Origin of the sequence: Mesorhizobium shonense, from assembly GCF_040545255.1 — a bacterium.
Taxonomy (GTDB): domain Bacteria; phylum Pseudomonadota; class Alphaproteobacteria; order Rhizobiales; family Rhizobiaceae; genus Mesorhizobium; species Mesorhizobium shonense.
On the sequence record NZ_JBEPLM010000004.1, the window covers coordinates 348,502 to 371,482 of the forward strand.

The window sequence follows — 22,981 nt, forward strand, 5'->3', positions numbered from 1 at the left end:
GTGCGCAGCGGTTTTGGGGGAACGACATGCATCAAAACAAAGACCTAAAGCGCGTCGCCTGAATCCGTTTCGACGCGACGCGCTTTAAGGTCAGTCGATCGCCGGGACGGAGTGGTGCTCGTGCATGAAGGTCCACTGTCCTGCGATTTTCTCGAAACAGATGGTCAGCCGGAAATCGAGATCACTGGACTCGGTTTGCGTGACGAGTACGCACCGCATCAGCGCGACAGCGAACGCCACTTCGGCGCCTGCCCTGATCTTCAGATCGACGATATCGAACACAGGCGGGTTTGGTGAAGCTCCGAAGAACAAGGGCCAAGTGTCGCGATAAGCCTCGATACCTTTTGACTGCAGCGGAGGCGGCACGTCGAACATGATGAAATCCGGGGCGTGGTGCCGCAGAATGCCATCCATGTCCTTGCGGCGCACCGCCTCGGCCCATTGCTCGATCAGCGCGCGAATCTGTCCGGCGTCTCCTGTCTGGGGACTAGAAGCATTCATTGTCTCCTCCATCGCGGCTCCTACAGCAGGAACGACGGCAGTGCGGAGGCTATTCCGCGATCGAGACGCGGATCTCGTAGATGTCGACGGACTTGCCCTGCTTGTCGAAGTCGGAATTGACGGCAATGGTACCGGCGGCGCCCGGATGCTTGTCCGGAAACTGCACGTCGAACAGGTATTCGTTGCGCTCGTGGCCGACAGCGTAGCGCTTGCGGCCGCAATCGCCGAACTCGCCGAAATTACAGTCGACCGAGATCTGCGTCTCCTTGCCCTCCTCCGAGCGGGCGATGATGTCGAACATGGCATGCTTGCCGGCGAGCTTTTCCAAGACGCCCTGTCCAACGTCGAAGGCGATCGCCGAGCCGGACGCGCCGGAACGGATGCGCAGGAACTGGCCGGTGTCGTCCTTCATCACGTCGGCGCTGGCGTCGGACGGCGTGCTGACATGGGTCGGATCGCTGGGCAGGAACACGTTGATCCAGTTCTTCGATTGATCCGCCTCGCCCGGCTTTTCCGGCGAGCCGGCGTCGGCGGGCTGCGAGGAATCCTCCCCTTCCAGCGTCGGCGGCGCTTCCGGCGGACCGGTGTTGAGCTCAGCCGCCGTCTTGAAGACGCCGGTCTGCTTCGCGAAATAGAGACCGATACCGGCAGCGGCGGCAAGCGTCGCGACGACGAAGATCGCCGTCAGCGGCAGGCGCCGGCCCCTGATCCGCCGTTCATCGCGGTCCGGCGCCACTTCGGCGCCGTTGCCGACGGAGGATCCAGGAGAATCGTCGAGGGTGGGCGCATCGGGAAGCGCCTCGTCCGGCATGATGTCGGGCACGCGGGGCAGCACGCGCGAGCGCGGCGCGTCCGAAGCTTCGGGCTGCACCGGACCATCGACGGTGATCGACGGCGACGACGACGCCTGGTTCGGCGCCTGTCGCGGCTCGTCCACTGACGGCGCCGGAGACCGGGCCGGCGTGTCCACCGACGGGGCCGGCGCGGCATTACCAGCGGGCGCACCGCTCTCGGACGGGAGCATGACGTCCGGGATTGCCTGGACGGCCGGCAGGAATTCGGATTCGATCTCGGCGATCTTGGCCTGCACCGCCTTGCGGCGGTTGATGGCGGCCTCCACCGTCACATTCGGATTGGCCTGCAGGACGCGATCCAGCGCGGCAAAGGCCGAGCGATAGACCTTCTCGCGAAACGCCCGGTCCTCGGCATTGCCTTTCTCGAAGGCGTTGCGGATCGCTTTCTCGATGGCGTCCAAGCGAGCTCCCTCTGCGCGTTCGCTCACAGTTCATCGATCGTTAGCCGCAGGCGACCAATCAATCAACGGGCGAGCGGCAGCCTTGCCGACGCATCCAAAGCCCATTTCGGCGTTTTTTGTTGAAGAATCAACATTTTTTGTCACCGTCACCGGATCGGCTTCAGCGGACCGGACGCCAGCCGCCGGTGAACTGGCGAGCCGCCGCGGCGGACGACGGAGGCCGTCGTGCGGCGGCAGCCGACCGGAATTGCCGCGCATCGACACAGGATTTCGCCGCCAGCCATCTTGAATTAGCTGGCGGTTGAGTCTATCACGCAGCGCATCTTGGAAGCTGAGCTGCTTCCAGGGCCGCTTTAGCTCAGTTGGTAGAGCACATCATTCGTAATGATGGGGTCGCGTGTTCGAGTCACGCAAGCGGCACCAAAAATTCAACGACTAAGCTGATCCGCTCGACGGTTTTGTACAGAAACCGCACAGAAACTACCTACCGCGGACGGTGAGCAGGATGACCAGCACCATGCTGCCTTGCTCACGGTGTCGGAATGCAATCTCTCGCCACGCATCCTCCACCGCCACTGTTGCCGCTGTGTTACAGCGCAACCTTGAAAGCCATGCTATCAACCCTTAGATGCAATGGCGGATCGGGGGCGATAGCGAGTTATGAGGAAGGTTCTACTCACCGCGGCAATTCTTTTTGGGGCTTGTTCGTCAGCCTTTGCTGCGGATGCATTGTCAGTCGAGCCCACGTCCTACAATTGGACAGGCGCCTATATCGGCGCTGTGGCCGGCGTCAATTTTCTCAAGGGCGATGTGACGATCCCCAATTATGATCCCCCCGGATATGATGGCGATAGCACGTCGGCTTCGATTGGCGGCCAAGTGGGCTATCAGTACCAGTTCGACAACAATTTCGTGCTCGGAGCGGAAGCGCGGCTGGTTGCGGTGTTCAACAAGAAGACGGTGCCGACGATCGACACTGAAACGTTCGAGACCGCTGCCGATTGGCAAGGCGACATCGTTGCGAAGGCTGGATATGCGATGGGCAATATCCTCCCCTATGTTAAGGGTGGCGTGGCCTTCCTGCACCTGCACGATACCGGATACAGCGTTCTCGGTTTTGGAGATGCCAAGTTTGACCGGACTTATACCGGCTGGACGATCGGCGTCGGCGCCGATTACGCGCTCAATGATAAGTGGGTCATCGGCGCGGATTACGCATACGCGCATTTCTCGGATCACAATTTCGAGGGAGAACAAGGCGTCGGCCCGACATTCGTGAAGCCCAGCACCCATACGGTTTCTCTGAGCCTGAACTACCGCTTTTGATTTAATCGCTTGAAGTCGTTGAAGCCCGCCGGCATTTGTTGGCGGGCGGCAGATCGGCGATGGAAACGTCGCTCGCCATCGCTTTGACGAGCGTGAGGATACTCGCCGCCGACGTCGTAAGTCGCTGTCATTTTCATGGTTGCGTTATAGGCGCGTCCTGAAACAAAGGGCGCGGGCAATCGTTGCAGTCGGTATCGATGGGTGCGCCATGCCGGGCCTCGCCTTCCCACTCAGGCGTGACATGGATGTAGACCAAGCGCCAACATTTGGTGTGATGCCCGAAACAAAAGCACGGCCACGGTGGCGTCAACCGGTTACACAGGGCAGGCAACATCCCCGGCCTTCTGGAAGTGGCGCGTCGGCGTCCCCAGAGGCTGCGTGGGCGTGTCGTCGGCTGGCTGTCAGCGCGCCACTGGAACGCTCCACGCCTGGCAAGCGGGATAGCGAAAGCTCGTGAAGGCAAGGTCAAGCCGCGTTCTCCGTTCCAGCGACGAGCGGAGACTGGGAAAGATGGACACCATGCAGGTGGGGCGTATGGAAGCTGGCAGGACGTGGACACGGGGCGGCCCGCGCGCAGGCGCTTGGCTGAGCAGTGCAATGGCCACGCAGCGCCACCTCGCAGCGATCCTGGCTTGCGACGTGGTCGGCTATTCGCGCCTGACGGAGCGCGACGAGCGCGGCACGCTCGAGCGGCTGAAGACCTACCGCAGGGACCTCCTCGAACCGCTGGTCTCCGAGAACCAGGGTCGGATCGTCAAACTTACCGGCGACGGCATGCTCTGCGAATTCGCGAGCGTCGTCAACGCGGTGACCTCGGCGATGGCGATCCAGCAGGCCCTGGCAGAACACGAGGCGGAGACGCCAGAGGAAGAACGGATTCGCTTGCGCATCGGCGTCAATCTCGGCGACGTCGTCTGCGAGGAGGACGGCGACCTCTACGGCGACGGGGTCAACATCGCCGCCCGCCTCGAAGGCATCGCCGATCCCGGCACCGTGGTCGTCTCGGGCACCGCCTACGACCACCTGCAAGGCAAGCTCGACTGCGGCTTCACGCCGCTCGGCAACCTGCGCCTCAAGAACATCGAGCGGCCTGTGCGCGCCTACCGCGTCGAGCCCGACGCCTCGGCGGCTGCACCGCCTCCCTTGCCCGAGAAACCCTCGATCGCGGTTCTGCCTTTCACCAACATGAGCGGCGACCCCGACCAGGAATACTTCGCCGACGGGCTGGTGGAGGACATCATCACGGGATTGAGCCGGGTGAACTCCTTCTTCGTGATCGCCCGCAACTCGTCCTTCACCTACAAGGGCCGGGCGGTGGACCTGCGCCAGGTCGGGCGCGAGTTGGGCGTCCGCTACGTGCTCGAAGGCAGCATCCGCAGAGCCGGATCGCGGGTGCGCATCAGTGGGCAGTTGGTGGACGCGATCAGCGGACACCATGTCTGGACCGACCGCTTCGAGGGCGACGTGAGCGACATCTTCGACCTGCAGGACAAGGTGACCGAGAGCGTCGTCGGCGCTGTCGAGCCGAGCATCCGGCTGGAGGAGATCAAGCAGGCGCGCATGAAGCCGACCGACTACATCAGCGCCTACGACCTCTACCTTCGCGCGCTGCCGCGCTTCTACAGCATGACGCGCGAAGGCTTTGCCGACGTGCGGCGGCTCACCAACGAGGCGCTCAGCATCGACCCCTGCTTCAACCTGGCGAAGGCACTCGGCGCCTATATCCGCAGCCTATCCGTGAGCCAGTGCTGGCACGAGCCCGACGATACCAGGGTCGCCGCGCGCATGGCGCGCGAGGTCCTGGCGGAAGCGCGCGACGACCCCACGAGCCTACGCTTCGCCGCGCAGGTGATCGCCTACAGCGCGAAAGAGTACGAGATGGCGCTGGGCACGATCGAACGATCGCTGCTGCTCAACCCCAATTCGGCGCAGGGCCATACCGGCTGCGGCTGGGTGAACGCGCATGCCAGCCGCCCGCTCGTCGCGATCGAGCATTTTCACAGGGCAATGCGGCTGAGCCCGGTCGACCCCGAGAAGGGCATAGCGCTCTCCGGCATCGGGATGAGCTACCTGATGCTCGAGCGCTACGAGGAAGCGCTGGCATGGGGAGGACGCGCGCTGCACGAGATGCCGAACTACGGCTCCTCGCACCGCGTGGTGATCATGGCGCTGGTCAAACTCAACCGGCTGGACGAGGCGCAGGCGGCGGCGCGGCGGCTGATGGAGGCGTTCCCGACCTTCACGCTCACCCTGCAGAGACAGATCAACCCGTGGCAGGACAAGGGGTTCGCCGAGCGTTACGTCGAGGCGCTGGGCATCGCCGGCGTGCCGGAGTGATCGTCGAGGTTGCGATGTTTCCCTGTTTTCTAACGGGTATATGGCCCACCGCTTTCGATATTTCGGATACATTTTAAGAAGCAACCGGGGAAACGCCTGTCGTACTCCGCGAGCATTTTCGGTGACAGGCTCTGCGAATATAGGTCGGATCGAGAGCACATTCACGATTCCTTTCTTTAGCACCATCTTACATTATATATTAGTAATTTCTGTAATTATCTAGTTCGCTCTCGATGTTCAACTCATGCACCATTTTATCTATACGTTAACGTTTGCCGAAGTAACAGATTCTTAACTTATTCGATTAAGGTCTTCAAAATCGTTTCTTGATAGCTAGAGCAGGTCACCAACGGGCAACAAGGGAACCTTCCAATGTTCAAGCTCATCAAGCGTTTCAAGAATAACGAATCCGGTGCAACGGCAATCGAGTACGGCCTGATCGCGGCGCTGATCGCTCTGGCGATCATGGTCGGTGCAAATTCGCTCGGCAAGGCACTCAACAGCAAGTTCGAGACGATCGCAGGTTGCGTCAGCAACCCAACTGCGAGCGGCTGCGCTACCAAGTAAGTTTTGCCTACCTGTTACAGCACGGTTTTTTGAGGTCGCCTGTGGGCGACCTCTTTTTTGCGTACAGCACGAAGCGGGTCGATATGATCATTCGGGGCTTCTGCGCCAGGCGGTCCGAGGCACATCGACCATTGTCGCGATTGAGGTTTGGTGGAAAACTCATTGCCCCAGCATGGGAGGTCGAAATGCCCAATAGTTTCAAGACCGGAGACGTCGTCAGGCTGAAATCCGGAGGCCCCGAAATGACCATCAGCGACGGCGCGGCGTCGGGCACCTATCTGTGCCACTGGTTCAACCGCGAGGGCGACGTCTGGACCCCGCAACATGCCGGCTTCAAGCCGGACCAGCTGGTGGTGGTCGAAGAACGGAAATAGTTTGGCCCACCCTCGTTCGGGTCGGCTCCGGTCCGGCTTTTTGCCGGACCTCTCATCGTCTCGTCGGAAGCGACCGACGGATTTCTCTCGTAACCGCGTTTAACGGCTGAAGCATGGTCGCCAACGGCCATGCCGAACCGGAGATGAGAGCATGATCCGCCGTACTATCCTGGTCGTTGCCCTTGGCCTGCAGGCCGCCGCGGCGGCCGCCCAGACAACGACGCCTACCCCTGCCACCGCACCGGCCCAACCGGCGCCAAGCACGACCGCGACCGCCAAGCCCGGCGTTACGCTGGAAAAGTTCGAAGCGCGCCGGGAGAAGGCCTTCATGGCCGCCGACACGGACGGCGACGGCAAGGTCAGCCTCGCCGAATGGACGGCATTCCAGGAAAAGCGCAAGGCCAAGGGCGACCCGGCCAAAGCCTTCGCGCGCATGGATGCCAACAAGGACGGGTTCGTCGACAAGTCGGAGCTCGACGCCTTCCTCGCCAAGCGCTTCGCCAGGCTCGACAAGAACGGCGACGGCATGCTCGGCGCCGACGAAAGGCCGGGCCACAAAACCGCTCCCAATCAGGAGCAATGACCGAGAGGTTATGCGGCACGATGATCATTGGGAGCGCCCAGGCTGATGGGCGCCGATCCGGACGAGGAACTGGTACGGCGCATCGGTGCCGGCGACCAAGCCGCCGTGCAGGCGATGGTGGCGCGCAAGCTGCCGCGCGTGCTCTCGCTCGCCACACGGATGCTCGGCGACGCCGCCGAGGCCGAGGACGTCGCCCAGGAGACCTTCGTGCGCATCTGGCGCCATGCCTCCGGCTGGCGCCAGGGCCATGCGCGTTTCGACACCTGGATCCACCGGGTGGCGCTCAACCTCTGCTACGACCGGCTGCGGCGGCGCCGCGAATGGACGACGGACGAACTGCCGGAGGTGGCCGATGAGGCACCGCTTCCCGACGCCCTTCCGGGAGACGAAGGCCGGCGCGTCCAGCAGGCCTTGCTGCGCATCGCGCCGCGCCAGCGCGAGGCGATCGTGCTCGTCTATTATCAGGAGATGTCCAACATCGAGGCCGCCGGCGCCATGCAGGTCAGCGTCGATGCGCTGGAAAGCCTGCTCGCGCGGGGTCGTCGCGCGCTGCAGGCCTTGCTCGTCGGAGACGATGGCGATGATTGAGACAGGGAAGGACTTGCCGGTTCGGCGGGATGCAGCGTGGGGGGCCATGCCGAAAGAGTGGAAGGGGGAACGAAATGGCTGACGAGAAAAAGACCGGCGACGGGCGGATGGATGCCCGGCGCTTCGCCGCGCTGGCGGATGCCTATGGCAGCGCGCTGCATCGCTGGCCGCAGGCCGAGCAGGCTGCCGCCACGCTGTTTGCCAATAGCGAAGAGGGCCGCGCGATCTTAGCGACCGCCGGCAGGCTCGACGCCGTCCTCGACCGTCATCACATCGAAGCCCCAAGCCGGGTGCTGCATGGCGAGATCGTCGCACGTGCCATGACGCAGGTCAGGCGGGGCCGGCATCGCCGGTTCTGGTGGCTGGGCTTCGGGCTCGCCGGTGTCGGCCTCGCCGGCGCCGTCGCCGGGCTGGCGCTGGTCACCGTCGTCACGCCAGACGTCCCGTCCGACCATTATGCGATGGATGCCAACGCAACGTCGTTCGGCGATGCCGGTCCCGATGCCGACACGGAGGACCTATGAATACCCGTCTTTTCGTGGCATCGCTGGTGCTCAACGTCTTTCTGATCGGCGCCGTGGCAGGCGGCGCGGGCTGGCTTATCGGCCGTTCCGGCGTGGGTTATTCGCTGGAATCGGCAGGCGGGCAGCTTCCCGCCAACGACCGCAAGGCATTTCGCCAGGCACTGCACGAGGTTCGTCGCGAATCCCGCGCGGTCATCCTCGACGGGCAGCAGGCGCGGCGCGACGCGGCCAACCTTTTGCAGCAGCCGACGCTCGACGCCAACGCTCTGGCCGCCGCCCTGGAGCGGGCGCGCAATGCCGACGCCACGATCCGCACGCGGCTCGAGCAGCGCATCGTCGAATTCGCGGCGTCGAGCTCGCCGGAAGACCGTAAGCTGCTGGCCGACGCCTTGCTGCGCCATGTGGGCCGGCAGCGGCCGCCGCCTGCAAAAAATACGCCCTGACAAGCGACGGAAACCGCCGGCAACTTCCGTTCAAGGGAAAGAGGGACAGGCCTGCCACGCGAATGCGGACGGGCTCTCTTCAACCTCGATAAACTTCGGGAGTATCCCATGAACGGTCTGACGAAATATTCGCTCGCTGCCGTCCTCGCGGTCGGCGGGGCAGTCGCGGCAAGCGCTGCCTCGGCAATGCCGATCGCGCCGGTCGCGGCACCGGCGCTCGTCGAGCATGTGGCTTGGGGCTGCGGTCCCGGCTGGCACCCCAACCGCTGGGGGCGCTGCGTTCCCAACCGCCGCGCGATCTATCCGGGCTATTACTATTGGGGCGGACCGAGGGTCTATATCGGCCCGGCCTGGCATCCGTACCACCGCTGGCACCACTGGCGCCGCTGGTGAGGCGCTGGCCAGCCACATGATGCCGAGGCCGGCATCGTGAGATCTTTCGACCATTAGGACATGCCGCCGACGCGATCTGCGTCGGCTTCGCGACGGAGGCTGCATTGGCTCAATCCGTTTCAGATGCCGCTCAGACCGATCCGGCCCTGATCGCGCTCAACCGTTTCGGGCTCGGCGCGAGGCGCGGTGACGACCTCCTCAAGATCGTGGCCGACGCCCGCGGCTATCTCAAGGCGGAGCTCGAGCAGCAGGACATCGCGCTTGTCTCGGCCGGCGATTCACGGAATGCCGGGCTGCTGGACAGCACCGCCGCGATTCAGGCCAGCATGGCCGCCGCCGCGGAACGCAAGGCAGCGCGGGAGGCGGCGTCCGCCATGCAGCCCGCCGCAGACACCGCGGACAGCTCAACTGACGCAAAAGCCAAGCCGGCCGTGCCGCCGGTCGAGGCCGACATCTATCGGGACGAGGCGCAAGCCCGCCTCGACAAGGCGCTCAACGCCAGTCCCGGCTTTGTCGAGCGGCTGGTCGGCTTCTGGTCGAATCATTTCTGCGTCTCGATCGCCAAGGGTCAGATCGTGCGGGCCAGCGCCGGCGCTTTCGAACGCGAGGCGATCCGACCTTTCGTGCTCGGCCGCTTCGTCGACATGCTGCTGGCGGTCGAGCATCATCCGGCGATGCTGTCCTACCTAGACAACCGGCAGTCGATCGGCCCCGAATCTCGCGCCGGCAGAAGACGCGGCCGCGGTCTCAACGAGAACCTTGCCCGCGAGATCCTGGAGCTTCACACGCTGGGTGTCGGCAGCGGCTATAGCCAGGCCGACGTCACCAGCTTTGCCGGCATGCTGACCGGCTGGACGATGGCGGGACGGAAAGGGCGGCTCGGCGAGCCGGGCAGCTTCGTCTTCAACGCCAATGCGCACCAGCCGGGCGAGGCCATCCTGCTTGGCAAGACCTACCCGGCCGGCGGCATGGGGCAGGCCGAGGCCGCGCTGAACGACATCGCCCAGCACCCGGCTACGGCGCGGCACATCGCCGGCAAGCTCGCCCGCCATTTCATCGCCGACGATCCGCCACCACAGTCCGTCGCACATCTGGCCGCGGTTTTTACGAAGACCGATGGCGACCTCCGTGCACTGGCGCTCGCGCTTGTGGATATACCCGAAGCCTGGTCGATGCCGCTGGCCAAGCTGCGCTCGCCCTTCGACTATGTCATGGCCTTGCGGCGGGCGGTCGGCCCCTCCGCTGGCAAAGAACCGCAACGGACGCTTGGCTGGCTAAGGGCATTGGGCGAGCCGCTTTGGCAGCCGCCCGGACCGAACGGCTTTCCCGACCGGACCGACAATTGGGCTTCGGCCGAAGGGATGAAGACGCGCCTCGACATCGCCTGGCAGGCCGCGAAGCAGGCGGACGAGATCGGCAATCCTGACCAATTGCTCGACGCCCTGGTCGGCGCCTCCGCCTCGGCCGAAACGCGCGAAGCGATCACGCGCGCCGAATCCAAGCAACAGGGCCTGGCGCTGCTTTTGATGGCCCCGGAATTCCAGCGCCGGTGAACAGCTATGGAGAAATCGCCATGAGCCTTCTTTGCGAAACCCCCAACCCGACACGCCGCGCCGTGCTGATGACCGGCGGCGCGCTGTTTGCCTGGGCGTATCTGCCGCGCTTCGCGCGCGCCGCAGACAATCGCGATCCGCGCCTGATCGTGATCGTGCTGCGCGGCGCGCTGGATGGGCTATCGACTGTCGGTCCGGTCGGCGATCCCGACTATGCCGGCCTGCATGGCGACATCGCGCTCTCGCTCTCAGGCGCCAATCCTGCGCTGCCGCTCGACGGTTTCTTCGCGGTCAATCCAGCGATGCCGGTGTTTGCGCGCCTGTTCAAGGCAGGCCAGGCGGCGGTGGTGCACGCGGCCGCGACCGGCTATCGCGACCGCTCGCATTTCGACGGCCAGGACGTGCTGGAAAGCGGCTTGCCCGGTCCCGGCAATTCCGCCACCGGCTGGCTCAACCGGGCGCTGACCAGCTTGCCGACCGGCGACCATGTGGCGAAGGCCGGCGGGCTGGCGGTCGGGCCATCGACGCCTCTGGTGATCCGCGGCGCCGCGCCAGTGCTCGGCTGGGCGCCGCAGGCGCTGCCGACGCCGGGCGATGCGCTGGCCGAGCGCGTGCTCGACCTCTACAACCATCGCGACCCAGCGCTGGCCGCGGCGCTACAGAAGGGTCTCGACGCCGACCGGATGGCGATGAGCGACGAGCTCGATGGCAAGACGATGAAGCCGAGAGGCGGCCTCGACAATGCCGCCGGCATGCGGCAGTCCGCGCAAGGCGCAGCGAAGCTGATGGCGGCCGACGACGGACCGCGCATCGCAGCACTTGCCTTCGACGGCTGGGACACGCATGTCAACGAAGGCGGCGCCACGGGACGTCTCGCCAATCTGCTCGGCGGCCTCGACGGCGCCTTCGAGGAATTCGAGCAGGGGCTCGGCGAGCGCTGGAAGGATACGGCGATCGTCGCGATCACCGAATTCGGCCGCACCGCCCGCATCAACGGCTCGGTCGGCACCGATCACGGCACCGGTACGGTGGTGCTGCTCGCCGGCGGCGCGATCAAGGGCGGCCGCGTCATCGCCGACTGGCCGGGGCTGAAGCCTACCCAGCTTTACGAAAGCCGAGACCTCGCGCCGACCAGCGATGTGCGCGCGGTGCTGAAGGGGTTGCTTGCCGACCAGTTCGGGCTGTCTCCCAGCGTGCTCGGCGACAAGGTGTTTCCGGACTCGGCAGCGGTCAAGCCGATGCGGGATTTGGTGGTGTGAGTTCTGCGTTTGCCCATCAGCGACAGGCGCCAGCGCCTGTCATTCGTCATCCTGTGGCGGAGCAAGGAGCGAAGCGACGCGGCGCAGACCGTAGGATCCATTCCGTGACGTCGAGGCATTGCAACGATGCAGAATTCTGCTCCGCTGGATTCTACGATTAAGGTAACGGAATGGATCCTCGGGTCTCCGCGTCCGCTTCGCTCCCGCTCCGCCCGTGGATGACGAAGCTAAGGGGCTTCGGCCAATCAGGACCGTTTTCGGGAAGCCCATCGACATGAATCCCTCGTGTAGGAAGTCAGAAGTAAGCTCGCGCCGTTTCCGGGCGCGGGCGCCAGTGAGATGGCAAGCCTTTGCCCATGACAAATTGATCCATATCAATGAGCCATGATGTGCCTCGCACTAAGTTTGGATGAACGGAGATTGTTCAGGCCGAAGGCCGGATGGGAGATCATGCCCATGATGATCCGCACGCTCTCTACTTTGGAATGCACGAAATTGCTGGCGGCCAATCGAACCGGCCATCTGGCATGCGCGAAGGACGGACAACCCTATGTCGTGCCCTTCAACTACGCCTACGCCGACAGTCACCTCTATGCGTTCTCCCTGGTCGGTAAGAAGATCGACTGGATGCGGGCCAATCCCCTGGTGAGTACCCAGGTAGAAGAGCATACCGAGGGGCGCGGGTGGAGAAGCGTGATCGTCGACGGCCGCTATGAGGAACTGACGGACCGGGTCGGCCACAAGGTTGAGCGCGACCGCGCATGGGCGGTGTTGAGCAAGCAAGCGCAGTGGTGGGAGCCTGGTGCGCTCAAGCCTGTCACTCCTCCGACGTCGGATAGCCTGCCGCACGTCTTTTTCCGGATCCTTGTCGAAAAGGTCTCGGGTCGGGAAGCAAGCGAATAGGCTCTATTCCACCCGTTCGATGCGTGCACCCGTGTCATCAGCAAGCTATCCGAACGCCCCGGCAAACGACTCCACTCGAAGGTTTATCAGGCCGGGCTATCGCCAAACGTCGCCACGGTCTTCAGCGCGCCGTCGAGCATGTCGCCCTTTTCGTCCTTCAGCGCGGCTTCGCGCAGGCGGCGGATCCAGTCGGCGGCGTCTTCGCGGCCCTCGAGCATGGCAAGCGCCGAGAGCACGCGGTCGAATTTCGACTGGGCGCGGGCGTGGGTATCGCTGTAGCCCTTGATCAGCCGGCGACAGTTCAGAATCTCGACCCCGAGCGCATAGTTTTCGCGCGCGTGGGCGAGCGCCAGTTCGTACCAGCGCTCCAGATGCTCGACCTCTATCCTGTGGCGCAGCAGGCGGCGGCGCCAGCGGCGCAGACCGCCGATGAACCAGAGCATGGCGAAGCCGGAAAAACCGTCGGTGCGTATGTGGCGGCCGCGATTGATGCGGCGGTCGAGAAAGGCGGCGAGTTTCGGCCGGCTCTCGATATAGCTGCCAAGCCCCGCCGGCAGCGTGCCGCAGAATTCCTCGATGCGCGGATGGAAATATTCGGTGACCTGCAGGACCGAGCCTTCCTTGGCGCCGACCTCCTTGCGCACGCGCTTGTCGCGGGTCGAGCGCGTCTTCAGATCGGCGACGCGGATCATGTCGTCATAGCACATGGCATTGGCGAGATGCTTTGCCGCCGCGATCGACAGCGCATAGCCATGTTCCGCATTGTCCAATGCGACTGCCCTGTCCATCCTGTCGAGATATTCGCCGCCATAGGCGATGTCCTGGAAGTCGACGACCTTTTTCAGGCCGCGTTCGGCCATATCGCGCACCGGTTCCGGCAGCGCCGCTACGCGAGCGGCAAGCTCCTGCCAGCCCTTTAGCAGCGTTTCCGGCCCGCTGACGTTCGCCGTTGACTTGGTTTCGAAGGCGGCAGGTTTCGTGGCTGCTTTTTCGCCAACCGGCGCGGTCGCGATGCCGCGCGCCCGATCATAGGCGGCGCCGAAGGCGGCAAGGCTCGGCTTGACGCCACGACCACCGGCGCCGATCGCCTGCTCGTAGCTTTCGCGAGTGAAGGGCAGCGTGTCGGAACCAGCCAGCGCGCCAAGCAGGCTCGCCGAGATCATCGTGCCGTTCTCGGCGGCGATCTTTTCCATGTCGAAGGCAATGAAGCGTTTTGCCGCCGCCTCAGCCGTTGCGTGCACCTTCTCCGACGACGCACGGCCGTCGCCCGGCTCGATCTTTTCCGAGACGGCGGCGATGCGGTGCGAGGACGCGATCAGCGTCGTGCGCTCGGGCGTGACGAAACCGCGGATGATGGCGCGGCCGGCCTCCATCAGCTCCGCGGCGATCAATATGTCGACATCGCCCTGCGAGGGCGACAGCGCGAAGACCGGCAGCCGGCCGGTGTCGCGAGCCATCTCGATATAGTAGATCGTCGCGCCGGTGCGCTGGGCGACGCCGGCGACCGAAGTCGATTGCGCGATGTAGCCGTTGCGCTCGGCAACGTCGGTGATCCAGTCGGCGAGCACGCCGCCGCCCTGGCCGCCGACGGCGAGCACGGCGAGTTTTATCACCCGCTCGTCATCAGAGGGACCCGCCTTCGGGCGCAGCGCGGCGCTGTGGTCAAGCATCGGCGAACATCAAACGGCGACTCTCGCGGCGGCGCTGCAAAAGGCCGATTGCGGCGCGGCGCGCACTTTCCAGGAAACGATCCCAGCGGCCAGGATTGTGGACGACATCGGCGCGGTAGAAGGATGGGCAGAGCACGGCCGCATCCGCCACCTCGCCGCAATTGCCGCAGCCGACGCAGTTCTGGTCGATCGAGGCGACAGGATCGTCGCGCAGCGGATCGTCGAGCGTCTTCACCGACAGCGACGGGCAGCCGGAAAGCCGCATGCAGGCATGGTCGCCGGTGCAGATATCCTCGTCGACGCCGAATTTCGGCTTCACCACCCGCTCGCCGGCCTTGATCGCCTTGTCGATCCCCGGCCTCTCGCGGCGCTGGCGGTTGAGCATGCATTCGGAAGAGGCGACGATGACTTTCGGGCCCTTCTCCTCGGTCGTCAGCGCCTCGCGCAGCGTCGCTTGCATCTTGCCGACATCGTAGGTGCGGTCGATGTGGCGCAGCCATTTGACGCCCATGCCCTTCACGGCTTCATCGATCGGATGTTTGGTCGACTTCGTTTTGTTGTTGGCGCGCGACGACAGGATGTCCTGCCCGCCGGTCGCGGCGGAGTAAAAATTGTCGACGATGACGATGACGCCGTCATTCTTGTTGAACACCGCGTTGCCGATCGAGGAAGTCAGGCCGTTGTGCCAGAAGCCGCCATCGCCGACGAAGGAGATCGAGCGGCGCTTCGCTTCCGGCGAATTGAACGCCGATGCCGAGGCTGGACCCAGCCCATAGCCCATGGTCGTGGCGCCAAGCTCGAAGGGCGGCATGATCGAGAACAGATGGCAGCCGATGTCGGAAGCGATGTGGTGCTTGCCGAGCTCCTGCTCGACCAGTTTTGTCGCGGCGAAGATGGGCCGCTCGGGGCAGCCGACGCAGAAGCCGGGCGGGCGGCCGGGAACGACATTGACGAGGTCGGCGGTATCGACGCCCTCGCCCAGCTTGTTCGGCGCGCGAACCTCGCCCGGCAAGAGATGGGGGGCATAGGCATGCAGGAAGGAGCCGATGCCGTCGAGCATGACCTGACCGGTATATTCGCCGGCCATCGGCAGATGCTCCTTGCCGACCAGCTTGGTGCCGCGCCCGGCTTTGTGCAGCATGGCGGCAAAAGCCTGCTCGATATAGTTGGGCTGACCTTCCTCAACCACCAGCACCGCCTGCTTGCCTTCGCAGAAGGCGAGGAACTCGTCGTCGACCAGCGGGTAGACGGCGTTCAGCACATAAAGCGACACGTCGGTGTCGCCATAGGTGTCGGCGAGGCCAAGCCGCTGCAGCGCGCGGATGATCGAGTTGTACATGCCGCCCTGCATGACGATGCCGACCGACCCGTGATCGGAGCCGAAGATCTCGTTGATCTTGCGCTCGCGAATAAAGTCGACGGCGGCCGGCCAACGCTTGGCGACCTTCTCCTTCTCATGCAGGAAGGAGGCCGGCGGCAGCACGATGCGGCCGGTGTCGCGGCGCGGCGCGGCAAGCGCATCGGCGACCGACATTGGCGGGCGCTTGTTGTCCTTGGCGATGAAGCGGCCGTGGACGTGGCAGCAGCGGATGCGCACCTGCAGCATGACCGGCGTGTTGGAGGCCTCCGACAGCTCGAAGCCATCCTCGACCGCCTTGACGATCGAGGGCAGGTTGGGGCGCGGATCGAGCAGCCAGACCTGGCTCTTCATGGCGAAGGCATGGCTGCGCTCCTGCATGATCGAGGAGCCCTCGCCATAGTCCTCGCCGACGATGATCAGCGCCCCGCCGGTGACGCCGCCGGAGGCCAGGTTGGCAAGCGCATCGGAAGCGACATTGGTGCCGACCGTCGACTTGAAGGTGGCAGCGCCGCGGATCGGGTAATGCACGGATGCCGCGAGCATGGCAGTGGCGGTCGCCTCCGAGGCGCTCGCCTCGAAATGCACGCCGAGCTCGCCCAGAATATCCTGCGCGTCGGCCAGCACGTCCATCAGGTGGCTGATCGGCGCGCCCTGGTAGCCGCCGACATAGCCGACGCCGCATTGCAGCAGCGCCTTGGTGATGGCGAGGATGCCCTCGCCGGCGAATTCCTCGCCGGCCCCTAACCTCAGCTTCTCGACTTCCTTGGCAAAAGACCGTTCGGCCATCTCTGCCTCCTTCCGTTGCCGCTGTGACCTGGCGGCGCGTACGTCAAACTCAAATGTCGTGCTTGCGGATGTTCTTCAGCATCTTCTGCAGTATAGCGATCAGCGCCGCATATTCGGCATCGTCGACGCCGTCGAACATGGCCTCGAAGGCGTCGTGCATGGCCGGCCACGCGCGGGTGAAAAGGGCGCGGCCGTCGTCGGTCAGGAACACATGGCGGATGCGGCTGTCGGTGACGCCCTGCTCGCGCCGCACCAGCCCCTGGCCTTCCAGCGTGTCGAGCGTGCGGCTCAGCGTCGATTGCTCGATCACCGTGTAGACTGACAGGTCGTTGACGGTGACGCCATCGGTGACCGAGAGCACGGCCAGCGTGCGCACCTGCGGAATGGTCAGCCCCTGCTTGCGGAAATCCTCGCGCAAGGTGGCGTTGTAGCGGCCCATGATGCGGTTCATCAGATAAGGCGCGAATTGCTGCAGGCCGATCTGGCCGAGGGTCGAGATGCGCTGGCGCTTTTCGGGAAGCTTCTGTTCCATCAGAGCCTCCCTGCCAAAAGGAAGCCGGAGCCGCCGCCGAGACCGGCGCCCGGATGGGTCGAGGCGCCGATATGGTAGAGGCCTTGGATGCCGGTCTCGTTGTTGCGACTTGCCTTGAACGGCCGCCACAGGAAGGACTGGTCGATGGTCGACGAGCCGCCATAGGGATCACCGCCGACAAGGTTGATGTTCATGGCTTCGAGATCGGCCGGCGAGTAGGCGCGGCGCGCGATCACCGTGTCCCGGAAGCCGTCGATATGGTTGGCAAGGATCGCCTCGATCCTGTCGGCATAGGCTTCGCGCAATGCGTCGCTCCATTGTCCGTCAGCCGGTGTTTCCAATTGGCCCGCCGCATCGCCTTTGACAACGCGCGGCGCCTCGGGCAGTTGCAGCCACAGGATCGCCTTGCCCTGCGGACAGCGCGACGGGTCGAGCGCGTGCGGCTGGCCGACGCAGATGGTCGGCACCGCCGGCAGCAGGCCGCGCACCGCCTCGTTGCAGGCTTTCGATACGCCGTCGAGCCCTGGCGTCAGATGCAGCAGCGCCACCTTGTCGAGCCCCTCGCCGCGCCAGGCCGGCGGCCTGTTGAGCGCGTAATGGATCTGGAAGTTGCCCTTGCCATAGCGGTAGTCGCGCGTCGCGTCGACGTCGCGCTTCGGGGCCGCGTCGCCGAGCAGGCGACCGTAAAGCTGCGTCGGGGTGACCGAGCAGATGACACTCTTTGCCGCCGTCAGCGTCTCGCCGGAAGCGAGCCGGACGCCAGCGGCGCGGTCACTCTTCTGAATGATCGAGGCGACATCGGCGTTGACGCGGATTTCGCCGCCGCGCTCCTTGATCAGCGCTTCGAAGGCAGCGAGCAGGTTCTTCGCGCCGCCCTTGACGATCGGCGCGCCGGCCGCCTCCAGCGCGAAGGCGATGACCTTGGCGATCTGGCCGGAAAAGGCGTCTTCCGGCCCGAGCCCGGCATGCAGCACCCAAGGGGCCCACAGCGCGCGGACAGTTTCCGACTTATAAGCGGTCTCCAACCAACCGCGCGCGGGCACCAGCGCCTCGCCGAGGAAGGCGGCAAGGTTGCGCGGGCCGCGCCGCCAGGCCTCGCCGGCCATGAGCTTCGTCGTCGGATAGGACCAGAGCGCGCCGCCCAGCAGGCCGAACAGCAGCCCGGCATTGCGTTCGATGCCCCCGACATCGCCGCCGTGGCGGTCGCCGTCGCCGGAGGCGATCCGGTTCAGCGCCGCGATGTTGGCGGCGCGGTCGGTGGTGAGCACGGCATGGCTGCCGTCGGGCCTGAGCACGCCGGTGGGCGTCGCGGTGTGGCAGAACTCCAGCCCGTGCCGCGCAAGGTCCTTGCCAAGTGCTGCAAAGGCCGGCGAGGTGATGAACAGCACGAAGGTCGTCGCCATCACGTCATGGACGAAGCCCGGCGCCGTGATCTCCTCGGTGCGCATGCAGCCGCCGATGCGGTCGTTGCGCTCGAGCACGAGCACCTTAGCGCCCTTGGCCCCGAGGATGGCCGCGCAGACCAGCGCGTTGATGCCGCTGCCGACGATGATGTGATCGGGGGCGGTCATTGTGCGCTCGCAGTCGTGAAGTGAAATTCAATTACGCTGGACAGCGTTCCTTCGCGCCCCCCTCTGTCCTGCCGGACATCTCCCCCTCTAGGGGGGAGATCGGACGTCACGATGGATTTCGCCAATCGCCAACGCCGTAAGAATGGGCGGGGCGTCAAAGCTGCCAATCTCCCCCCTTGAGGGGGAGATGTCCGGCAGGACAGAGGGGGGCGCCGTAGAGCGCTGACGCTCCAGGACGGCCGCCTCGACTTCGTCATCACTCCTTCGCCCACGAGCATGATCTTCTCCCGAAGACCGCCGCCTCGCCTATTTGCCCGGCACCAGCGCCAGCGCCCGGATCGGGCTGCCGGTGCCGTGCTCGATCTTAAGCGGGGCAGCGATCAGGATCGCGCCTTTCGGCGGCAGCTGGTCGAGGTTGCAGAGGCTGGCAAGCCCATAGCGGTTGGCCTTGTGCATCAGCGTATGCGCCGGGAATGGCGGCTCCATGCCGCCGGCCTTGCCGGCGTCGGTGCCGATCGTCTCTGAACCCCAGCCCTTGATGTCCTTGCTGATCAGGAACTGGATGGCCTCGGCCGTCGGTCCCGGTGTATGCGGACCGGTCTCGTTGGCGTTGAGGAACTCGGCTTCCGAGCCGTTGCGCTTGTACCAATCGGTGCGCATCACCACCCACTCGCCGGGATTGATCGCGCCGTGCTTGGCTTCCCAGGCCTTGATGTGGTCGACGGTGAGCAGAAAATCGTGATCGGCGGCAGCTTCCTTGGAGCAATCGATGACATTGACCGGGCCGACGAAATTCTGCGCCGGAATGGTGTCGGTGGCGCCGTCCGGATAGTCCTTGCCGGTGATCCAGTGCTGCGGCGCGTCGAAGTGCGTGCCCGAATGCTCGCCGAGCTTCAGCCAGTTCCAGGCCCACCACGGACCGTTCTTGTCAAACTTGGAAATGGCGTGGATCTCGATCTTCGGCGTGTCGACGGCGAGTTCCGGCGGCAGCTTGATCAGCGGCGTGTTGGGCCCAAGCGGCGCCGTCAGGTCGACCACCTTGATGGCGCCCGAAAGCAGCTGGCCGGCGACCTCGCCTAGGAGTTTTTGCGTATCCATTGTCTTCGTTCCCTCTTGTTCGTGACGATCAAGGCTCGTTGCGGCCCTTAATATCCTACTAGACGAAAACATATGCATCTGCAATTATCTTTAAGCATAAAGCATTTTGGGGCAGGGCGTGAGCGAGTTCGACGCCATCTTTGTCGGAGCGGGCCACAACAGTCTGGCCTGCGCCGCGCATCTGGCGCTCAAAGGCTGGAAAATAGCGATTTTCGAACGCGCCCAGACGATCGGCGGCGCGGTCCGGACCGCAGAATACACGCTTCCCGGCTTCCGGCACGATTTCGGCGCGATGAATCTGAGCCTGTTCGCCGGCTCGGCCTTCCATCGGAAATATGCAAATGAATTGAAAAGCCACGGGCTGGAATTCGCGCCGGTCGCCGACTGTTTCGCCAGCGCCTTCCCGGATGGCAAATGGTTCGGCGTCAGCAACGATCTCGAAAGGACCGCGTCTCGGCTGGCCGCCTTCTCCACCGCCGATGCCGCCACATGGCGCCGGCTGGTCGGCGCCTTCCCGGGTGAGGCCGAGCACCTATTTCGCCTGCTGGGTTCGCCGATGAGCGCACGGGCGCTGGCCGGCACGGCCTGGAACCTGTGGCGCAAGAAGGGCATTGCCGGCGCGCTCGATACCGGGCGGCTGTTGCTCTCGTCACCTCGCGCGTGGCTGGAGGAAAATTTCGAGACGCCGCATGTCAGGACCACGCTCGCCGCCTGGGGCATGCATCTCGACTTCGCGCCCGACATCGCCGGCGGCGCCGTCTTCCCTTATCTGGAATCGTTGGCCAACCAGAGTTTCGGCATGGTGCTCGGCAAGGGCGGCGCCGACACCATCATCCGCGCGCTCGCCGGCATGGTCAAAACGGCCGGCGGCAAGATCACGACCGGCGCGGAAGTGTCGGAGATAATGGTTGCCGGTGGCCGGGCGACCGGCGTGCGTCTGGCATCCGGCGAAACTCATGTCGCCAGCAAGGCCGTCATTGCCGGCGTCGCGCCGAAGGCGCTTCCGGACAAGCTGCTGCCTGACGGCTCCGGCGACGCCGGTTTCGACGCCGCGATGAAGAAATTCCGCCATGCGCCGGGTACGATGATGATCCACCTGGCGCTTGACGATTTGCCGGACTGGAGCGCCGGCGCCGATCTTCGCCGGTTCGCCTATGTGCATCTCGCGCCCTCGCTCGACGCCATGTCGCGCACCTATCAGCAGGCGATCGCCGGGCTGCTGCCCGACCAGCCAGTGCTGGTCGTCGGCCAGCCGACGGCCGTCGACCCGTCGCGAGCGCCCGAAGGCAAGCATGTGCTGTGGGTGCAGGTGCGCATGCTGCCTGCGGAGATCGTTGGCGACGCCGCGGGCAAGATCGCGCCCGGTCCCTGGGATGCGATCAAGGACGCCTATGCCGAGCGCGTGCTCGACATCATCGAAAGCCACGCGCCGGGCCTGCGCAGCAAGATTCTGGGCCGCGCGATCTTCTCGCCGATCGATCTCGAGCGCGAGAATCCGAACCTCGTCGGCGGCGACCAGATCTGCGGCAGCCACCACCTGGCGCAGAATTTCCTCTTCCGTCCGGCGCGTTCCTTCGCGCGCTGGAACACGCCGGTCTCTAACCTCTACCTCACCGGCGCCGCGACATGGCCCGGCGCCGGCACGGGTGCCGGATCGGGCTTCATGCTCGCGCAGCAACTGGGAGGACGTTGAGCCGAAGAATTCCAGGATGGACACGGCGCGGTTGCCCACCAAACCTGAACTACCGACTGAAATACGCCGCGCGGACAATGACAGCCAAAAATGGGACAACCAACAAGGGGAACGACCATGACCATCAACAGACGCGATTTGCTCGGATATGGCGCCGCAGCGCTTGGCGCGGCAACGCTCGGTCTGCCGAGAACGGCGAAGGCGGCGGACGAGCTCACCATCGCCTACAACGTCAACCTGCCCTCCTGGGATCCGACGACCGGGCCCTCGGCTGTCAATCCGACCATCCAGGGCCTCTACCAGTCGGTGTTCGACCAGTTCATCCCGCAGAAGCCGGACCTCTCCTTCACGCCCGGCCTGCTCACCGAATGGGGCTGGAACGATGACCGCACCAAGGTGACGATGACCGTGCGCGACGGGGTGAAATGGCATGACGGCTCGCCCTTCACCGCCGAGGACGTGGTCTGGTCGCTGCAGCGGGCGGGCGACGAGAAGACCGGCAATCCGATCCAGTTCGTCTGGAAGAACGTCGCCAACTTCAAGATCGACGGCAACAAGATCACCGGCGACGTCGTGCAGTTCGACCCGGTCTACTTCAAGTGGATGTCGTTCCTGACCGGCTACATCATGCCGAAGGCCTATTACGAGAAGGTCGGGCCTGACGGCTTCGAGAAGGCGCCGATCGGCACCGGCCCCTATATGGTCGACAAGTTCGAGCGCAACGCTTTCCTGCGGCTCAAGGCCAACCCGAATTACTGGGGCACCAAGCCGGCCTTCGAGAATGTGACGATCAAATTCGTCACCGACGCGGCAAGCCGCGTCGCCGAGATCGAATCCGGCTCCTCGCAGGTGACGCTCGAAATCCCCTATGAGGAATATGACCGGCTGATCGCCAAGGACGGGCTCGCGGGCTCGATCAAGAATGTTTCCGACATCGGCATGATCTTCTTCAACGACATCGAGGCGATGCTGGACAAGAATGTCCGTCAGGCAGCCGTGATGGCGGTGGACAAGGAGCTCTTGGTCAAGCGGCTGCTGCGCGGCTACGGCCAGCCGATCGCGACGCTGGAGACGCCGGAATACACGGCCTTCGATCCGTCGATCAAGGTCGAGCACAATCCGGAAAAGGCCAAGGAGCTGCTTGCCGCTTCCGGCTATTCGCCCAAGAAACCAGTCAAGTTCACGATACAGACGACCAAGGGCTTCAAGCCCAAGGACTATGAGATGATCCAGGCGATCGTCGGCATGTGGCGCAAGGTCGGCATAGAGGCGAATATCGAGGTCTACGAGATCGCCAAGCATTACGAATTGCGCGCCGCCGACAAGCTGGCGCCGGCTGCCTTCTACAATTGGGGCAACGCGATCGGCGATCCGACCACCTCGACCGGCTTTGCCATGTACGGCCCGAGCCCGCATTCGGTGTGGGACAGCAAGGAGCTGGTCGACATGATCAACCCGCTGTGGGGCGAGAAGGACGAGGCCAAGCGCATCGCCGGCTGGAAGGCTGTCGACAAATACATCGCCGAGCAGGCCTATGTGCTGCCGCTGATGCAGTACGCGCAGCCGATCGTTCACTCGAAGAAGGTCAATGTCGTGCAGCACGTGTCCGGCGCCTTGCTGCCGGCGCTGATGACCCCGGCCTGATGATTGGCTGAGGGGTGCGCC

At 64.5% G+C, this 22,981-nt stretch carries 21 protein-coding genes and 1 tRNA gene; 15 read left to right on the forward strand and 7 right to left on the reverse strand.

Going from position 1 to position 22,981, the window contains the following annotated elements:
- Positions 1 to 90: 90 nt before the first annotated feature.
- Both ABID26_RS13960 and ABID26_RS13965 read right to left on the reverse strand, forming a co-directional pair.
- On the reverse strand, positions 91 to 513 hold the full coding sequence (locus ABID26_RS13960; protein WP_292345934.1) for a YybH family protein: 423 nt from the start codon (positions 511 to 513) through the stop codon (positions 91 to 93).
- 37 nt (positions 514 to 550) lie between these two features.
- Positions 551 to 1,756 (reverse strand): hypothetical protein, encoded by a 1,206-nt coding sequence (locus ABID26_RS13965; RefSeq protein WP_126096376.1) that lies wholly within the window; start codon positions 1,754 to 1,756, stop codon positions 551 to 553.
- Between the two features lie 347 nt (positions 1,757 to 2,103).
- Here ABID26_RS13965 and ABID26_RS13970 point away from each other — a divergent pair.
- The 13 genes from ABID26_RS13970 (at position 2,104) to ABID26_RS14030 (ending at position 12,606) form a co-directional block, all read left to right on the forward strand.
- A tRNA-Thr gene (locus tag ABID26_RS13970) sits at positions 2,104 to 2,179 on the forward strand.
- Positions 2,180 to 2,416: 237 nt separating this feature from the next.
- The gene (locus ABID26_RS13975; protein ID WP_292345931.1) at positions 2,417 to 3,082 is read left to right on the forward strand and encodes an outer membrane protein; all 666 of its coding nucleotides are present in this window, start codon (positions 2,417 to 2,419) and stop codon (positions 3,080 to 3,082) included.
- A 597-nt stretch (positions 3,083 to 3,679) separates the two neighbouring features.
- Entirely contained in the window at positions 3,680 to 5,419 is a 1,740-nt protein-coding gene (locus tag ABID26_RS13980; RefSeq protein WP_354415865.1) for an adenylate/guanylate cyclase domain-containing protein, read from the forward strand.
- A gap of 372 nt (positions 5,420 to 5,791) precedes the next feature.
- Complete coding sequence (locus ABID26_RS13985) at positions 5,792 to 5,986, forward strand: Flp family type IVb pilin (RefSeq protein ID WP_126096379.1); 195 nt, start codon at positions 5,792 to 5,794, stop codon at positions 5,984 to 5,986.
- A 185-nt stretch (positions 5,987 to 6,171) separates the two neighbouring features.
- Complete coding sequence (locus tag ABID26_RS13990; protein ID WP_126096380.1) at positions 6,172 to 6,360, forward strand: YodC family protein; 189 nt, start codon at positions 6,172 to 6,174, stop codon at positions 6,358 to 6,360.
- A 151-nt stretch (positions 6,361 to 6,511) separates the two neighbouring features.
- Entirely contained in the window at positions 6,512 to 6,943 is a 432-nt protein-coding gene (locus ABID26_RS13995; protein WP_354415866.1) for an EF-hand domain-containing protein, read from the forward strand.
- 45 nt (positions 6,944 to 6,988) lie between these two features.
- A complete protein-coding gene (locus ABID26_RS14000) occupies positions 6,989 to 7,531 on the forward strand; it encodes an RNA polymerase sigma factor (protein ID WP_292303683.1) in 543 nt (180 codons plus the stop codon).
- 74 nt (positions 7,532 to 7,605) lie between these two features.
- On the forward strand, positions 7,606 to 8,055 hold the full coding sequence (locus ABID26_RS14005; RefSeq protein WP_292303681.1) for a hypothetical protein: 450 nt from the start codon (positions 7,606 to 7,608) through the stop codon (positions 8,053 to 8,055).
- A 14-nt stretch (positions 8,056 to 8,069) separates the two neighbouring features.
- Positions 8,070 to 8,498, forward strand: coding sequence for a periplasmic heavy metal sensor (locus ABID26_RS14010; protein ID WP_354415867.1), 429 nt, complete (start codon positions 8,070 to 8,072; stop codon positions 8,496 to 8,498).
- Positions 8,499 to 8,606: 108 nt separating this feature from the next.
- Positions 8,607 to 8,891 (forward strand): GCG_CRPN prefix-to-repeats domain-containing protein, encoded by a 285-nt coding sequence (locus tag ABID26_RS14015; protein WP_292303677.1) that lies wholly within the window; start codon positions 8,607 to 8,609, stop codon positions 8,889 to 8,891.
- 104 nt (positions 8,892 to 8,995) lie between these two features.
- Positions 8,996 to 10,444: a DUF1800 domain-containing protein gene (locus ABID26_RS14020; protein ID WP_292367598.1), complete on the forward strand. Its 1,449-nt coding sequence runs from the start codon at positions 8,996 to 8,998 to the stop codon at positions 10,442 to 10,444.
- A 20-nt stretch (positions 10,445 to 10,464) separates the two neighbouring features.
- Positions 10,465 to 11,703: a DUF1501 domain-containing protein gene (locus tag ABID26_RS14025; RefSeq protein ID WP_354415868.1), complete on the forward strand. Its 1,239-nt coding sequence runs from the start codon at positions 10,465 to 10,467 to the stop codon at positions 11,701 to 11,703.
- 456 nt (positions 11,704 to 12,159) lie between these two features.
- The gene (locus ABID26_RS14030; protein WP_126096388.1) at positions 12,160 to 12,606 is read left to right on the forward strand and encodes a pyridoxamine 5'-phosphate oxidase family protein; all 447 of its coding nucleotides are present in this window, start codon (positions 12,160 to 12,162) and stop codon (positions 12,604 to 12,606) included.
- A gap of 86 nt (positions 12,607 to 12,692) precedes the next feature.
- Here the strand turns inward: ABID26_RS14030 and ABID26_RS14035 are convergent, their stop codons facing one another.
- The 5 genes from ABID26_RS14035 to ABID26_RS14055 form a co-directional block, all read right to left on the reverse strand.
- Positions 12,693 to 14,276 (reverse strand): indolepyruvate oxidoreductase subunit beta family protein, encoded by a 1,584-nt coding sequence (locus ABID26_RS14035; RefSeq protein WP_292303669.1) that lies wholly within the window; start codon positions 14,274 to 14,276, stop codon positions 12,693 to 12,695.
- Positions 14,269 to 16,422 carry an indolepyruvate ferredoxin oxidoreductase subunit alpha gene (locus tag ABID26_RS14040; protein WP_354415869.1) on the reverse strand — a complete coding sequence of 718 codons (2,154 nt, stop codon included), beginning with the start codon at positions 16,420 to 16,422 and terminating at the stop codon, positions 14,269 to 14,271. Before ABID26_RS14040 ends, ABID26_RS14035 begins: the two co-directional genes overlap by 8 nt.
- A gap of 49 nt (positions 16,423 to 16,471) precedes the next feature.
- Entirely contained in the window at positions 16,472 to 16,954 is a 483-nt protein-coding gene (locus ABID26_RS14045; RefSeq protein WP_126096391.1) for a MarR family winged helix-turn-helix transcriptional regulator, read from the reverse strand.
- Complete coding sequence (locus ABID26_RS14050) at positions 16,954 to 18,525, reverse strand: phytoene desaturase family protein (RefSeq protein ID WP_292339731.1); 1,572 nt, start codon at positions 18,523 to 18,525, stop codon at positions 16,954 to 16,956. The genes ABID26_RS14045 and ABID26_RS14050 overlap by 1 nt, the downstream gene beginning before the upstream one ends.
- 306 nt (positions 18,526 to 18,831) lie before the next feature.
- On the reverse strand, positions 18,832 to 19,623 hold the full coding sequence (locus ABID26_RS14055; protein ID WP_126096394.1) for a cyclase family protein: 792 nt from the start codon (positions 19,621 to 19,623) through the stop codon (positions 18,832 to 18,834).
- Between the two features lie 118 nt (positions 19,624 to 19,741).
- Here ABID26_RS14055 and ABID26_RS14060 point away from each other — a divergent pair, with 118 nt between their 5' ends.
- Positions 19,742 to 21,316 carry a phytoene desaturase family protein gene (locus ABID26_RS14060; protein ID WP_292367602.1) on the forward strand — a complete coding sequence of 525 codons (1,575 nt, stop codon included), beginning with the start codon at positions 19,742 to 19,744 and terminating at the stop codon, positions 21,314 to 21,316.
- Positions 21,317 to 21,433: 117 nt separating this feature from the next.
- The gene (locus ABID26_RS14065; RefSeq protein WP_354415870.1) at positions 21,434 to 22,960 is read left to right on the forward strand and encodes an ABC transporter substrate-binding protein; all 1,527 of its coding nucleotides are present in this window, start codon (positions 21,434 to 21,436) and stop codon (positions 22,958 to 22,960) included.
- Positions 22,961 to 22,981: the final 21 nt, after the last annotated feature.